This is a genomic window from Azospirillum sp. TSH58 (assembly GCF_003119115.1).
Classification (GTDB): domain Bacteria; phylum Pseudomonadota; class Alphaproteobacteria; order Azospirillales; family Azospirillaceae; genus Azospirillum.
Window position 1 is genome coordinate 2706652 of sequence record NZ_CP022364.1, and the last position, 14252, is coordinate 2720903.

General features: G+C 68.8%; 16 protein-coding genes and 1 other RNA gene. 6 read left to right on the forward strand and 11 right to left on the reverse strand.

Annotated features, from left to right (window positions below; all coding sequences use genetic code 11):
- Positions 1 to 7: 7 nt before the first annotated feature.
- Positions 8 to 853, reverse strand: coding sequence for an inositol monophosphatase family protein (locus tag TSH58p_RS16305; RefSeq protein ID WP_109071271.1), 846 nt, complete (start codon positions 851 to 853; stop codon positions 8 to 10).
- A gap of 91 nt (positions 854 to 944) precedes the next feature.
- Positions 945 to 1511 (reverse strand): elongation factor P, encoded by a 567-nt coding sequence (efp, locus tag TSH58p_RS16310; protein ID WP_014240821.1) that lies wholly within the window; start codon positions 1509 to 1511, stop codon positions 945 to 947.
- A 167-nt stretch (positions 1512 to 1678) separates the two neighbouring features.
- Between efp and epmA the strand changes: the two genes are divergently transcribed.
- Positions 1679 to 2731, forward strand: coding sequence for an EF-P lysine aminoacylase EpmA (epmA, locus tag TSH58p_RS16315; RefSeq protein WP_109071279.1), 1053 nt, complete (start codon positions 1679 to 1681; stop codon positions 2729 to 2731).
- 27 nt (positions 2732 to 2758) lie between these two features.
- On the opposite strand, the gene TSH58p_RS16320 is transcribed toward epmA, so the two are convergent.
- The 7 genes from TSH58p_RS16320 to TSH58p_RS16350 form a co-directional block, all read right to left on the reverse strand.
- Positions 2759 to 3754, reverse strand: a complete 996-nt coding sequence (locus TSH58p_RS16320) for an MDR family oxidoreductase (RefSeq protein WP_109071272.1) — start codon at positions 3752 to 3754, stop codon at positions 2759 to 2761.
- A gap of 121 nt (positions 3755 to 3875) precedes the next feature.
- Entirely contained in the window at positions 3876 to 5222 is a 1347-nt protein-coding gene (locus tag TSH58p_RS16325; protein WP_109071273.1) for an OmpP1/FadL family transporter, read from the reverse strand.
- Positions 5223 to 5401: 179 nt separating this feature from the next.
- On the reverse strand, positions 5402 to 6208 hold the full coding sequence (locus TSH58p_RS16330) for a TSUP family transporter (RefSeq protein ID WP_109071274.1): 807 nt from the start codon (positions 6206 to 6208) through the stop codon (positions 5402 to 5404).
- A 19-nt stretch (positions 6209 to 6227) separates the two neighbouring features.
- Positions 6228 to 6866: a thiamine phosphate synthase gene (thiE, locus tag TSH58p_RS16335; protein ID WP_109071275.1), complete on the reverse strand. Its 639-nt coding sequence runs from the start codon at positions 6864 to 6866 to the stop codon at positions 6228 to 6230.
- Positions 6867 to 6878: 12 nt separating this feature from the next.
- On the reverse strand, positions 6879 to 7808 hold the full coding sequence (locus tag TSH58p_RS16340) for a class I fructose-bisphosphate aldolase (protein WP_109071276.1): 930 nt from the start codon (positions 7806 to 7808) through the stop codon (positions 6879 to 6881).
- Positions 7809 to 8043: 235 nt separating this feature from the next.
- Positions 8044 to 8289, reverse strand: a complete 246-nt coding sequence (locus tag TSH58p_RS16345) for a hypothetical protein (protein ID WP_247874160.1) — start codon at positions 8287 to 8289, stop codon at positions 8044 to 8046.
- Between the two features lie 87 nt (positions 8290 to 8376).
- Positions 8377 to 8844: a hypothetical protein gene (locus TSH58p_RS16350; protein WP_146205906.1), complete on the reverse strand. Its 468-nt coding sequence runs from the start codon at positions 8842 to 8844 to the stop codon at positions 8377 to 8379.
- A gap of 95 nt (positions 8845 to 8939) precedes the next feature.
- Here TSH58p_RS16350 and TSH58p_RS16355 point away from each other — a divergent pair, with 95 nt between their 5' ends.
- Positions 8940 to 9284: a type II toxin-antitoxin system HicB family antitoxin gene (locus TSH58p_RS16355; RefSeq protein ID WP_014240811.1), complete on the forward strand. Its 345-nt coding sequence runs from the start codon at positions 8940 to 8942 to the stop codon at positions 9282 to 9284.
- 101 nt (positions 9285 to 9385) lie between these two features.
- On the opposite strand, the gene gap is transcribed toward TSH58p_RS16355, so the two are convergent.
- Together gap and tkt are read right to left on the reverse strand one after the other, a co-directional pair.
- Complete coding sequence (gene gap, locus TSH58p_RS16360; RefSeq protein ID WP_109469277.1) at positions 9386 to 10393, reverse strand: type I glyceraldehyde-3-phosphate dehydrogenase; 1008 nt, start codon at positions 10391 to 10393, stop codon at positions 9386 to 9388.
- Between the two features lie 144 nt (positions 10394 to 10537).
- Positions 10538 to 12550, reverse strand: coding sequence for a transketolase (gene tkt / locus TSH58p_RS16365; RefSeq protein ID WP_109069616.1), 2013 nt, complete (start codon positions 12548 to 12550; stop codon positions 10538 to 10540).
- 331 nt (positions 12551 to 12881) lie between these two features.
- Here tkt and TSH58p_RS16370 point away from each other — a divergent pair, with 331 nt between their 5' ends.
- The 4 genes from TSH58p_RS16370 (at position 12882) to TSH58p_RS16385 (ending at position 14245) form a co-directional block, all read left to right on the forward strand.
- Positions 12882 to 13106, forward strand: coding sequence for a hypothetical protein (locus TSH58p_RS16370; RefSeq protein WP_035673986.1), 225 nt, complete (start codon positions 12882 to 12884; stop codon positions 13104 to 13106).
- Positions 13107 to 13109: 3 nt separating this feature from the next.
- The gene (locus TSH58p_RS16375; protein WP_109069617.1) at positions 13110 to 13424 is read left to right on the forward strand and encodes a cell division protein ZapA; all 315 of its coding nucleotides are present in this window, start codon (positions 13110 to 13112) and stop codon (positions 13422 to 13424) included.
- Positions 13425 to 13437: 13 nt separating this feature from the next.
- Positions 13438 to 13597, forward strand: a non-coding RNA gene (gene ssrS, locus TSH58p_RS16380) — 6S RNA.
- A 39-nt stretch (positions 13598 to 13636) separates the two neighbouring features.
- The gene (locus TSH58p_RS16385) at positions 13637 to 14245 is read left to right on the forward strand and encodes a 5-formyltetrahydrofolate cyclo-ligase (RefSeq protein ID WP_109069618.1); all 609 of its coding nucleotides are present in this window, start codon (positions 13637 to 13639) and stop codon (positions 14243 to 14245) included.
- Positions 14246 to 14252: the final 7 nt, after the last annotated feature.

The following is a 14252-nucleotide window of genomic DNA, read 5'->3' on the forward strand; positions in this document are numbered from 1 at the left end:
CCGGAGGTCAGCCCTGACCGGCGTCCGCCGCCCCGGCGGGGGCGGAGCGCACCTTGCGTTCCGTCGCGCCGCGCAGGATCTTGGCGATCGGCAGATGGAAGTGGGCGTTGGCCGCCAGGATCGTGCCACCGAACACCGGGTTGCGCCCGCCGCCGATCTCGCCGACGAAGCCGCCGGCCTCCGTCACCAGAAGCTGGCCCGCCGCGGCGTCCCAGGGGGCGAGCCCGCGTTCCCAGTAGCCGTCGTAGCGGCCGGCCGCGACATAGGCGAGGTCGAGCGAGGCGGCGCCGAATCGGCGGATGCCCGCGACCTCCTTCATGAGCGCCTCGGCCTCAACCAGGAAGCCGGCATGGTCGCCGCGGCCCTTGAAGGGAATGCCGGTGGCGATCACCGCGTCGGCGAGGTTGCGGCGCTCCGACACGCGCAGGCGCTGGTGGTTGAGGAAGGCGCCCTGGCCCTTCTCGGCCCAGAACATCTGGTCGTGCACCGGCTCGTACACGACGCCGGCGACGATCTCGCCGTTCTTCTCCGCGGCGATGGAGATCGCCCAGTGCGGAATGCCGTGCAGGAAGTTGGTGGTGCCGTCGAGCGGGTCGACGATCCAGCGGGCGGTCGGGTCGCTGCCCTTGCTGGCGCCCGTCTCCTCCATGAGGAAGCCGAAGTCCGGGCGGGCCTTCTGCAGCTCTTCGCGCAGCAGCTTTTCCGCCTTCATGTCGGCGGCGGACACGAAGTCCGCCGGGCCCTTGCGCGAGACCTGGAGGTGCTCGACCTCGCCGAAGTCGCGGACAAGGCCGCGGGCCGCCTTTTCGGCGGCGCGGACCATCACGTTGATAAGGGCGGAGCGGGTGGCCATGGGCGTGCTTTATCTCGTGCGGAACCGGAAAAAGAATACACCGGCCCCCGCCTTAAGCGAGAGCCGGTGCGCAGAAAATCAGTCAGGACGGTCAGTCCTTGGCGCGCTCGACATACTCGCCGGTCTGGGTATCGACAACGACGCGGGTGCCCGACTCGATGTGCGGCGGCACCAGGATCGACACGCCGTTCTCCAGCTTCGCCGGCTTGTAGGAGGAGGAGGCCGTCTGGCCCTTCACCACCGGGTCGGCCTCGGTGATCTGCAGGGTGACCTTGCCGGGAATCTCGACGCCGAGCGGCGCGCCTTCGAAGGACTGCACGGTGACTTCCATGCCGTCCTGCAGGAACACCTTCTGGTCGCCGATGATCTCGCCGGGAATGGCGGTCTGCTCGTAGCTTTCCTTGTCCATGAAGGTGTAGCTGTCGCCTTCGGCAAACAGGAAGGTCATCTCGTGCTCGTCCAGGCGGGCGCGCTCGACCGTCTCCTGGGTGCGGAAGCGCTCGATCGACTTGTTGCCGGTGCGCACATCCTTCATTTCAAGCTGGATGAAGGCGCCGCCCTTGCCGGGCTGGACGATGGCGGTCTTCGTGATGACCCAGAGCTTCCCGTTATGCTCCAGCACATGGCCGGGACGCATCGTGTTGGCGTTGACCTTCATGACATACTCGTGATTTCCAGGAGACAGGCGGCGCGGAACCTAGCAGCTTGCCGGGCCGGTGGCAACGCCGGGCGGGGCCCAAACGGCGTTCTGCGCCTTCTTTGTCCGTTTTCGCCGCCGTTCCCACTCTGCTAAGCAGCGTCATCGCTCCGTCAGTGAAGGCCATCATGTCCACCGTCACGCCTGCCTGGGCTCCCGAGACCTTCGCCCGCCGCCGCCCCCATCTGGCCGTGCGCGGCCGCGTGCTGGGCGCCGTCCGCCGCTTCTTCGAGGAGAACGCCTTCCTGGAGGTGGACACCCCGGCGCTTCAGATTTCGCCGGGCATGGAGCCACACCTCCAGGCCTTCGCGACGGAACTGGTGGGGCCGCACCCCGACGACCGGCTGCGGCTGCACCTGCACACCAGCCCCGAATTCGCCATGAAGAAGCTGCTGGTGGCGGGGCTGCCGCGCATCTACCAGATCGCCCACGTCTTCCGGAACGGCGAGCGGTCGGCCACCCACGCCCCGGAATTCTCGATGCTCGAATGGTACCGGGCGGGGGAGGGCTACCGGACGCTGATCCGCGACTGCGAGGATCTGGTGCGCGAGGCCGCCGTCGCCGCCGGGCGGACGCGATTCGATTTCCGCGGCATGACCTGCGACCCCTTCAAGGAGTGGCGGGTGCTGACCGTGCAGGACGCCTTCCGCGAGTACGCCGGGATCGACCTGCTGGAAACCTTCGACGGCAGCCACGACCCCGACCCGGCCCCGCTGGCCGCCCTGGCGCGGCGCATCGGCATCGCTCCGCACGACGGCGACCGCTGGGAGGACATCGTCTTCCGCATCATGTTCGACCGGATCGAGCCGCATCTGGGCGCGGGCGTGCCCTGCGTGCTGACCGACTATCCGGTCTGCATGGCCGCCCTGTCGCGTCCCAAGCCGGAGGACCCGCGGCTGGCCGAGCGGTTCGAGCTGTACGCCTGCGGCCTGGAACTCGCCAACGCCTTCGGCGAACTGACCGACGCCCGCGCCCAGCGCACCCGCTTCGCGGCCGACATGGACCTGAAGGAGCGGATCTACGGCGACCGCTTCCCGGTGGATGAGGATTTCCTCGCCGCGCTGGAGCATGGGATGCCGGAATGCAGCGGCATCGCGCTGGGCTTCGACCGGCTGGTCATGCTGTGCAGCGGGGCGGAGCGCATCGACGAGGTGCTGTGGCTGCCGGTGGCGGGGGGCTGACCCCGTCCGCCGCCGGCGTCCGTGCCATCAGGCGGTGACGTCGATCACCACGCGGCCGCGCACCTGACCGGCGAGGATCTGGCCGGCCAGCTCCGGCAGCTTCGACATCGGCTCCACCGTGTACATCGCCTTGAGGTGGTCCTTGTCGAGATCGCGGGCCAGCCGCGCCCAGGCGCGCTCGCGCCGTGCTGCGGGTGCGGCCACCGAATCGACGCCGATCAGCGCGACGCTGCGCAGGATGTGCGGCAGCACCGTGCCGGGCAGGTCGGCGCTGCCCGCCAGCCCGCAGGCGGCGATGGCGCCGCCCCAGACGGTCTGCGACAGGGCGTTGACCAGCGTGATCCCGCCCACCGAATCGACGCCGCCGGCCCAGCGTTCCTTCTGGAGCGGCGGGCCTTTCTCCTGCAAGGCGGCGCGGTCGATGAAGCCGGTGGCGCCCAGGCCGGACAGATACTCGTGGGTCTCGGGCCGTCCGGTGGAGGCGGTGACCGGGTAGCCGGCCTTGGCGAGCAGGGCGACGGCGACGGAGCCGACGCCGCCGGCCGCTCCTGTGACCAGAACCTCCTTGCCGCCGGGCTGGATGGTGCCCCAATCCTCCAGCGCGTCGACGCAGAGCGCCGCGGTGTAGCCGGCGGTGCCGATGCCCATCGCCTCCTCCGGCGAGAAGGCGTCGGGCAGGCGGGTCAGCCATTCCGGCTTCACGCGCTGGAACCGGCTGTAGCCGCCCCACTGGGTTTCCGACAGGCCCCAGCCGTTGACGATGACCGTGTCCCCGGCCTTCCAGTCGGCCGAGCGCGACTCAACGACCGTGCCGGCGAGGTCGATGCCGGCGACCATCGGCAGCTTGCGGGCGATCCGGCCCTTGCCGGAGACGGCGAGGCCGTCCTTGTAGTTCAGGGTGGAGAAGGCGACCTCGACCAGCACATCGTGGTCGGGCAGGTCGGTCAGGCTGAGCGGCTTGAAGCCCCCTTTGGGCTTGCCGTCGGCGTCCTCGATGACGAAGGCGGTGAAGGTGTCGGCCATGCGGTGCTGTCTCCCGGATCGCGTTTTTGATTGGGGGAAAGCCTAGCACGGACGCGGCGACGGGCAAGGGGCGGGGATGGTGGAGCGACGGACAGTCCCCGCGCGCTCCACCATGCGTGGATCAGAACGTGATCTTGGTCTGGAGCGCGATCACGTCCACATGGGCCTTGTAGTCGGCGGACAGGTTGCCGCGGAAGGCGTCGCTGCCCGTCAGATTGTCGCGCAGGTCGATCTTGGCCTTGTTGGCGAAGATGTGGCTGTAGCCGATGTCGGTCCGGATGCTGTCCGTGATCTGGTAGCCGGCGCCGATCGACACCCAGTAGCGGTCCTCGTCCGGGATGCGCGGCGTGCGGTACTGGTCGCTGACCGGGGTCTGGTCATAGGCCACGCCGAAGCGCAGGGTCAGCTTCTCGTTCCACTTGTAGGCCGCGCCCAGCGCGAAGAACCAGGAGTCGTCCCAGTTCTCGTCGGTCACCGTGTCGGTGCGCAGCGGGTTGCGGTAGCGGATGCGCAGCTCCTTGAAGCGCGACCAGTTGGTCCACTGCGCGTCAGCCATCACGGCGAAGGAGCTGGTCAGCTCGTGATAGGCGCCGAAGGAGATGATGTCCGGCGTGGCGACCTTCGCCCGCACCGGCGAACCGGCGAAGCTGGCGCGCAGCGCCGGCACGGCGGGAACGCCCTCGAACTTCGAATCGCCGTCCAGCTCGTGGAAGACGGAGGAGCGGTAGGAGACGCCGAAGCGGCTGCCCTTGACCGGCTCGTACAGCATGCCGGCGGTGAAGCCGACGCCCCAGTCGTCGCCCTTGACCTCGCCGACGCCGTCGCGCGAGCCCGGCGCGATGGGGACCCCGGTGGCCGCCAGGATGGAGCCGAAATCCACGGCCTGGCTCAGCCGGGCCTTGGCGTACTGGAACTGCAGGCCGCCGGCGATCGTCAGGTCCGGCATCAGCCGGTAGGACACGGTCGGGGAGATGTTGATCGTCAGCAGGCTGGAATGGATGCCGTGGTAACGGCCGGTCCAGCTTTCCGGATAGTCGGTGGACAGGCCCCAAGGCGCGGTGATGGCGAGGCCCAGCTTCACGTCCGGCGACACCGTGTAGGCGAGATAGCCCGACGGAACCACCGCGTCCATGCCGATGTCGCCGGGGTCGGAGGTGCCCAGGATGGTGCTGCCGCCCAGCCGCGTGGCGCGGGTGCCGCGGGCGTTGCTGGTCTTCGAGGTCGGGAACACGCCGCTCAGCACGCCGACCGCCTGATTTCCCTCGATGGCCCCCAGGGCCGCCGGATTGAAGAACAGGCCGGTGGCGTCGCCCATGCCGTTGGCGGTGGCGCCCGCGAAGGAGGTGCCCTGACCCGAGGCGCTCTGCTCCTTCAGCAGATAGCCGGCGGCGCCGGCCGGCAGCGGGGCCGCGATGGCGACGGCGGCGGCAGCGGCGAGCAGATTCCCCTTCAGAGACCATTTGGACATGCGTTTCTCCCCAATTTCGTTATTTGACGCAATGATACACAGATTGACGTTAACGTAAAGTGGCCCCGCTGAAAAAATGTTGGGCCAACAAAGTATGCGCCCGCAGGTGTGCATGGGGGAGGGAAATGCCCGCTACGGTCGATTCGCCGCGGTGTGGAAAAGCGAAGTTTCGGGGGCGTTCAGCCCAGCCAGCCGGCGACCATGGCCATGCCGGCGCCGATCACGCCCTGGGCGTCGGTCCAGATCAGCTTCGCCGTGATGGCGATGGACGCGACGACCAGCATGGGCCGGACGATGGCGGCGCCGTTGCGGATGACCATGTGCGCGCCGATCTGCGCGCCGATCATCTGCCCCAGCCCCATCAGCAGCCCGGCCATCCAGGCGATCTGGCCGCCGGCCAGGAAGAAGAGGAGGGCGGCGATGTTGCTGGTGAAGTTCAGCACCTTCGTGTGGGCGGTCGCCTTGCGCAGGTTGAAGCCGAGCAGCGAGACGAAGGCGATGGCGAAGAAGGTCCCCGTTCCCGGCCCGAGGAAGCCGTCGTAGAAGCCGATTCCCGTCCCGGCGAGCAGGGCGAATCCACGCTCCCCGATGCGCTGCTGCGCGTCGATCTCGCCGGCCTTCGGGGAGACGAGCAGCCAGACGGCGATGCCGATCAGCAGCACCGGGATGACGTTGCGCAGGAATCCAGGGTCGATCATCTGGACGATGACGGCGCCCGCGGCGGAACCGGCGAAGGTGCAGGCGATCATCACCGCCATGTCGCGCGGCTTCACCTCTCCGCCGCGGGTGAACTTCACCGCGGCGGAGAGGGAGCCGAAGCTGGATTGCAGCTTGTTCGTCGCCAGCGCCTGGGCGGGCGACAGGCCGGCCCAGAGCAGGGCGGGGAGGGTCAGAAGCCCGCCGCCCCCGGCGATGGCGTCGACGAAGCCCGCGACAAGGCCGACCGCGAACAGCGCGGACAGCGTCTCGATGGAAAGGGGGTCCATGATTCGGCGGCGGCCTTCGTCACCCTTCGGCCGCGGCGATGGCGGCGTTGAACGCCTTCACGGCGGCGCCCGGCCCATCGGGATGATTCCACACGGCGCCGACCACGGCCAGGAAATCGGCCCCGGCGCTGACCAGCGGTCCGCAATTCTCCTGGGTGATCCCGCCGATGGCGACGCAGGGGACCTCCATCAGCTCCGACCACCATCGGAGCAGTTCCGGCTCCGCCTTGAAGGCGGCGTCCTTGGTGGTGGTGGGGAAGAAGGCGCCGAAGGCGACGTAGTCGGCCCCTGCCTCGCCCGCTTCCATGGCGAGATGGCGGCTGTCGTGGCAGGTCACCCCGACGATGGCGTCGTTGCCGACGATCCGCCGCGCCTGGGCGTAGGGCGTGTCCTGCTGCCCCACATGCACGCCGTCGCAGCCGGTCTCGCGGGCCAGTTCGGGATGGTCGTTCAGGATGAAGGCCACCCCGCGGTCCTGGGCGATCGGGCGCAGCGCGTCGCAGGCCCGGCGCACGGCGTCGTCGGAGCAGTCCTTCAAACGCAACTGGACGCAGGCGACATCGCCCGCGTCCAGCGCTTCGGTCAGTTTCGGCGCGAACGCCGCCGGCTCCAGGGCCGGCGGCGTCACGAGGTAGAGCCGGCAGGCGGTTTCGGTCAACCGAGGCGATCCTTACTCTTTGCCCTGGTAGATCTTCATGATCCGGTCGAGCAGCTTGAGGGCTTCGTCGCGCGGGCGCTGGAAGGCGTTGCGGCCGATGATCGAGCCGTTGCCCCCACCGTCGCGGATCGCGCGGGCGTCCTCGAACACCGCGTCCTCGCCCTTGGTGGCGCCGCCCGAGAAGACCACGATGCGGCGGCCGTTGAAGGCGCACTGCATGATGTGGCGGACGCGGTCGGCCTGGGTGGCGATCGGGATGTTCTTGGACTCGTAGACCTTCTTGGCCTCCGCCTGCTCCAGATGGGCCGACGGCAGCTTCACCTTGATGATGTGGGCGCCGAGCAGCGCGGCCATGTGGGCGGCGTAGCCGATCACGTCGATGGCCAGCTCGCCGTCCTTGGAGATCGTGCCGCCGCGCGGGTAGGACCACAGAACGGTGGGCAGGCCGACCGACTTGGCCTCCTTCGACAGCTCGCGGATCTCCTCGTACTGGTCGTACATGGCGTCCGAGCCGGGGTAGATCGTGAAGCCGATGGCCGAGCAGCCCAGGCGCAGCGCGTCCTGCACCGAGGCGGTCACCGCCTGGTCGGCGTCTTCCTTCTGGCGCGACAGGCTGTTGGCGCTGTTCATCTTGAGGATCAGCGGGATCGAACCGGCGAAGGTCGAGGCGCCGGCCTCCAGCGAGCCCAGCGGGGCGGCGTAGGCGTTGCAGCCCGCGTCGATGGCGAGCTGGTAATGGTAATGCGGGTCGTAGCCCGGCTCGTTCGGCGCGAAGCTGCGCGCCGGGCCGTGCTCGAAGCCCTGGTCGACGGGGAGGATCACCAGCTTGCCGGTGCCGCCCAGCTTGCCTTCCATAAGAATGCGGGCAAGGTTGGCCTTGACGCCCGGGGTGTCGCTTTCGTAGTTCGCAAGAATTTCCTTAACACGACGAGTGAGCTTCATCTGGCTCTTCCCCTTGGGGTTTCTGTCGGAAATGCGGCCCTCATAGCCCAGCGCGGGACTCTTTGCAACGTCGGCAGGGGTGTAGTGCGCGCGCCCCTCGGCGGCAAAAGGGTCTATCCGAGAGGTCGGATTCGGGAATCGCCGAAGGGCGAGGCCAGCGTCGCAGACAAGCCGTTTGTCGCAGACAAGCCGTTTGTCGCAGACAAGCCGTTTGTCGCGGACGCGCCGTTTTTTGTCACAGAACGGACTGGACGATGACGTAGAGGCCGTAGCCGGCGCCCACCGCCACGACCCAGGCCCCGGCGGCCAGACCGGCCCAGACGACGAGCAGCCGGGCGCCGCGGATCTTCTCCACCGGCGGCGTCGGAAAGCGCGATCCGCGCGGAAGCCCGTCCGGCCTCTCCGGATGGAGAAGGGCCGGTTCCTCACCCTTCAGCGGTGTCGCGTCCGCCTGGGGCCGCAAAGGCGTGGTCGTGGTCATGGGGGTGGTACCGCATCGTGATGATGAAACCAGCATACACCACTTTTGATCGTGCGGATTCGGGGAAAAAGCGGTATCGCCTTGGGACTATTCCGTGACATGGCCATCGTCCTGCCCGCTCAGCCAGTCCCGGCAGGCGCGCCGGGGATCGCGGACGCGGCGCAGGTCGAGCGCGTCGGGAAGCGCCGTCAGCAGGTGGGCGCCGCGCTGTGCGGCGATGTCGGCCAACCGCTCCGCAACGTCGGCCCGTCCGCTGAACAGCAGCATGGCGACTCCCGCGGACAGCGCGCCCAGAGCATCACCGGGCCGGTCGGCGCAGTCGAGCACCGCTGTCATCGCAACCGAGGGGTGCCGGGCGGCGGCGCGCGCGACGACCTCGCGAAACCAGCCGGCTCCGGCGGAGGCCGCCGCGCCGGGCGCGCTGACCAGCAGAAGGGGAACGCCGAGGTCCGCCGCAGCGGCGCAGGCGATGTCGGCTTCGGTCAGGCTGTGGATGCGGATGGGGCGGGGATGCGGGGGCGGGGCGGTCATGGCGGGAAAAAGCGGGGCAGGCATTCCCTCATCCCGATTCCGGGAATTGAGGCAGGTCAAACCGCAGGGGCGGAGGCGAGGCTATCCTTCCAACCCACGCATCCCTGGGGTCGCCGCCGATGATGGACTATAAGGGCTACAAGGCCCAGATCGATTTCGACAACGACGCCGGCATCTTCGTCGGCGCCGTCATCAACACGCGCGACGGCATCACCTTCACCGGCCGCTCGGTCGATGAGCTGCGCAGGGCCTTCCGCGAGGCGGTGGACGATTATCTGGCGATGGCCTGCGACATGGCGGGCAACACCGAGCAGCCCTATTCCGGCAAGCTCGCCATCCGCGTCAACCCGATGCTCCACCGCGCCATCGCCACCTGCGCGGAACGCGAGGGCAAGAGCGTCGCCGCCTGGGTCGCCGACCAGTTGACGCAGGCCACGGGGATCAACGCCGTCAAGGCGGGGTGACCACGTTTCCGCCACAGCGGTCCCGTCGTGACGGCAAGGTCATGAAAAAAGGGCGCCCCGTTCCGGGCGCCCTTTCTCTTTCTCCGCAAGCCGCGTGGGGCTTACTTGGCGTTGGCCATGGCGACCGCGGTGTCGCTCATGCGGTTGGAGAAGCCCCACTCGTTGTCGTACCAGGTCATGATGCGGACGAAGTTGCCGTCGATGACCTTGGTCTCGTTCAGCGCGAAGATCGAGCTGTGCGGGTCGTGGTTGAAGTCGGTGGAGACCAGATCCTCGGTGTAGGCGCCCAGGATGCCCTTGAGCGGGCCGTTGGCGGCCTCCGCGATCGCCTTGGTGATCTCCTCGACCGAGGTGGCGCGCTTGGCGGTGAACTTGAAGTCGACGACCGAGACGTTCGGGGTGGGCACGCGCATGGCGGTGCCGTCCAGCTTGCCCTTCAGCTCCGGCAGCACCTTGCCCACGGCCTTGGCGGCACCGGTCGAGGTCGGGATCATGTTCAGCGCCGCGGCGCGGGCGCGGTGCAGGTCCTTGTGGTTGGTGTCGACGATGCGCTGATCCCCCGTGTAGGAGTGGATCGTCGTCATGAAGCCCTTCTCGATGCCGATCAGGTTGTTCAGCACGAAGGCCACCGGGGCCAGGCAGTTCGTGGTGCACGACGCGTTCGACACGATGCGGTGATCGGCCTTGAGCTGGTCGTGGTTGACGCCGTAGACCACCGTGATGTCCTCGTCGGTGGCCGGGGCGGAGATCAGCACCTTCTCGGCACCCGCTTCCAGGTGCTTGGCGGCGTCGGCGCGCTTGGTGAAGATGCCCGAGCATTCCATGGCGATCTGGATGCCCAGATCCTTCCACGGCAGCTTGGCCGGATCACGCTCCTGCACGACCTTGATCGAGTGGCCGTTGACGATCAGCTCGCCGTCGCGGGTCTCGATGGTGCCGGGGAAACGGCCGTGGACGCTGTCGTACTTCAGCAGATGGGCGTTGGCCTTGAGGTCGGCCAGGTCGTTGATCGCCACGACCTCCACGTCGTTGCGGCCGCTCTCGTAGATGGCCCGCAGAACCAGACGGCCGATGCGGCCAAAACCGTTGATCGCTACCCGAACAGCCATTGTTTTTCCTCCAGTCTGGCATTCCCCGACCCCGAACCATCCGGCTTGGGGCGGTAACTCCCGGCCCCGGATGTGTGGTCCGGGGCGGTGATTGTCAGCCCCGGACCGTCGGCCCGGAGCCCGATCCCGCGAACGCTCGCTCTTTTACAGGCGCGCCTTGGCCGCGGCGACCACGGCCTCGGCGGTAATGCCGAAGTGCTTGTAGAGTTCCTGATAGGGAGCCGACTCGCCGAAGCCGCTCATGCCGACGAAGGCGGTGGCCGTAGCGCCCGGATAGCCCAGCCAGCGGTCCCAGCCCTGGCGGATGGCCGCCTCGACCGCGACGCGGACGCCGCTGCCCAGAACCGACGCCTTGTAGGCGTCGTCCTGCGCCTCGAACAGCTCGAAGCTCGGGATCGACACCACGGCGGCGCCGATGCCCTCGGCCTGCAGAGCCTTGCGGGCCTCGGCGGCCAGCGAGACTTCCGAGCCGGTGGCGAGCAGCGTCACCTTGCGCTCGCCCTCGGCCTCCAGGATCACGTAGCCGCCGCGGGCGGAGCGGTTCTCCGCCGCGTGCTCGGTGCGCAGGGTCGGGACGTTCTGGCGGGTCAGCGCCAGGACGGACGGGCCGTTCACGCGCTCCAGCGCGATCTGCCAGCACTCCGCGGTCTCCACGGCGTCGGCCGGGCGCAGGGTCAGCAGGTTCGGGATGGCGCGGAGCGCGGCCAGATGCTCCACCGGCTGGTGGGTCGGGCCGTCCTCGCCGAGGCCGATCGAGTCGTGGGTCATCACGAAGATCGAGCGCTGCTTCATCAGCGCAGCCAGACGGATCGACGGGCGGCAGTAGTCGGCGAACTGCATGAAGGTGCCGCCGTAGGGAATGACGCCGCCGTGCAGCGCCATGCCGTTCATCACGGTGGCCATGCCGTGCTCGCGCACGCCGTAGCGGACGTAGCGGCCGTTGAACTCGCCGCGGCCCTTCACGTCGGCGGTGTTCTTCGCCTTGGTGTTGTTCGACGGGGTCAGGTCGGCGGAGCCGCCGATCATCTCCGGCACCGCCGGGACCAGCACGTCGAGCACGTTGCCCGAGGCGACGCGGGTCGCCCAGCTCGGCTTGTCCTCCGACACCTTCTTCTTGAAGGCGGCGATCAGCTCGTCCAGGCCGGCGGGGACGCCGCGGTCCATGGCCGCCTCGAACGCCTTGCGGGCGGACGGGTCGAGCGCCGCGACGCGCTCCGCCCAGTCGGCGTAGGCGGCGTCGGCGCGGGTGCCGGCGGCGCGCCAGGCGTCCAGCACGTCCTGCGGGACGACGAAGGCCTCGTGCGGCCAGCCGAGATTCTCACGGGTGGCGGCCACCTCGTCGGCGCCCAGCGGCGAGCCGTGGCAGCCGTGGGTGTTGGCCTTGTTCGGGGCGCCCTTGCCGATGATGGTGCGGCAGGCGATCAGCGTCGGCTTGTCGGAGGACTGCGCGGCCTCGATGGCCTTGGCGACGGCGTCCGGATCGTGGCCGTCGACGGTCGCCGTGTTCCAGCCGTAGGAGCGGAAGCGGGCCGGCGTGTCGTCGGTGAAGCTGAGGTCGGTCGAACCGTCGATGGAGATGTGGTTGTCGTCCCACAGCACGATCAGGCGGTTCAGCCCGAGATGGCCGGCCAGCGAGCAGGCCTCGTGGCTGACGCCCTCCATCAGGTCGCCGTCGGAGGCGATGACGTAGGTGAAGTGGTTGATCAGGTCGTCGCCGAAGCGGGCGTTGGTGATGCGCTCCGCCAGGGCGAAGCCGACGGCGGTGGAGACGCCCTGGCCCAGCGGACCGGTGGTCATCTCGATGCCCAGCGACGGGTCGACCTCCGGGTGGCCCGGCGTCAGGCTGCCGAGCTGGCGGAAGCGCTTCAGCTCGTCGATGGTCATCCGCTCATAGCCGGTCAGATAGCCCAGCGAGTAGATCAGCATCGAGCCGTGGCCGGCCGAGAGGATGAAGCGGTCGCGGTCGGCCCAGGCCGGCTGCTTCGGGTTGAACTTCAGGAAGCGCGTGAACAGCACCGTGGCCACGTCGGCCATGCCCATCGGCATGCCGGGGTGGCCGGACTTCGCGGCCTCCACCGCGTCCATGGACAGCGCGCGGATGGCGTTCGCCATGGTGGTGATGGGGGCGGGCGGGGTGGCGGCGGAAGCAGCGGACATCGGGCAGGGTTCCTGAAGAATGTTCCCGTGGGCAGGCGGGCAAGTCGAACGGGGTTGGGCCGAACGGGGTCGGGCAACACCGATTGGGCGGGAAACCAGGGGTTCCCGCAGGACGCGCGCACCATGCAGAACCCGTGTCCGCAGGTCAACACGGGAATGGGGATGGCGGCCCGGCTTTCCGTGCATTCTGGGGGGCCATTTCCACCGCAATCCGCGGCGTAATTCCGGTTGACGGGGCGGTGTGGTGGGCCCAACTGTAGCGCTTCGCATTTTATGCATGTGCGAACTGCTGCCCGTCCGCCGTCCATCCGTCCGTCAAGGTTCCCCGCCCATGGATTCCCTGAAAGCCGCGCTCGACCGCCTCTCCAAGGCCGTGGATCGTCTGGAGCATGCCGCGTGTGCCCGCGAGGAACGGGTGGCCAAGCGCGAGCAGGAGCTGGGCGAATCCCTGCGCGAGGCCCGCATCGAGCAGGCGCGCGCGCAGGAGAACGCGGAAACCGTGTCGAAGCGTCTGGAGGCGGCCATCGGCCGTCTCGAAGCGGTTTTGGAGAACTGAGCCATGGCCCAGGTGGACATCGAGGTGAACGGGCGCGCCTACCGCGTCTTCTGCCAGGACGGCCAGGAGGCCCGCCTGCGTGAGCTGGCCGCTTTCGTGGACGCCAAGCTGAAGCAGGTGACCGGCGGCGGAAAATCCGGGTCGGAGGCGCAGATGCTCGTCCTGACCGCCATCGTCATGGCCGACGAGATGCAGGACGTGATGGCGGGCCGTGGCCTCGCCCCGCTGTCCACGATCAACGAGGCCGAGGTGGCCGCCGCCGTGGACAATGTCGCTTTGCGCATCGAAGAGGTTGCCGCGCGGCTCGAGCGCGCCTAAGTTAGCTCCTGGAAGGTCGCTGCCTGGTTCGTCAGGTCGCAATAATCCCCAGGGCCGATAATCTTAGACTCTCGGGAGCTGTCCCTGTCCGGACCTTGGTCCGGTTACACGGCGCCCACCTGCTCTGCAGGTCATGGAGGATAAGCAATGCCAACGGCCGAGGCGGCGCCTTCCGCCTTTCCCCTGACATTCCCCCACCTGTCCAGGCGACGATGACCGACCCGCGCGCGGCCAAGGACGCCGCCCGAGCCCAGGCGCGCGCCCGGCGCGACTCCCTCAGCGACGACCGGCTGCGCGCTTTTGCCGCGGACTCCTTGCGCGACCGTTTCCTGGAGGAGCTGGTCCGGCCGGGGCTCGTCCCGGACGGCCCCATCGCCGGCTACTGGCCGCTCGGCTCGGAACTCGACGTGCGGCCTTTGCTGCTCCATCTTAGGACGGGTGGGCGCTCCATCGCGCTTCCGGTTTCCGGGCCGCGCGGGCAGGCGCTGACCTTCCGCGACTGGGACCCCGTGCTGCCGCTGGCCGCCGGCCGCTACGGCATCCACGAGCCGGCCGCCGACCGCCCCGAGGTGGTTCCCGCGGTGCTGCTGGTGCCGATGCTGGCCTTCGACCGCAGCGGGCACCGGCTGGGCTACGGTGCCGGCTACTACGACCGGACGCTGGACGCCCTGCGCGCCGCCCGGTCGCCGTCCGATGGCCCGGTCCTGGCGGTCGGCATGGCCTTCGCCGCCCAGGAGATGGACGCGGTGCCCTGCGGGGCGCACGATGAGCGGCTCGATTGGATTCTGACGGAGCGCGAGACGCTCCGCTTTACGCAGTGAAGGTTGG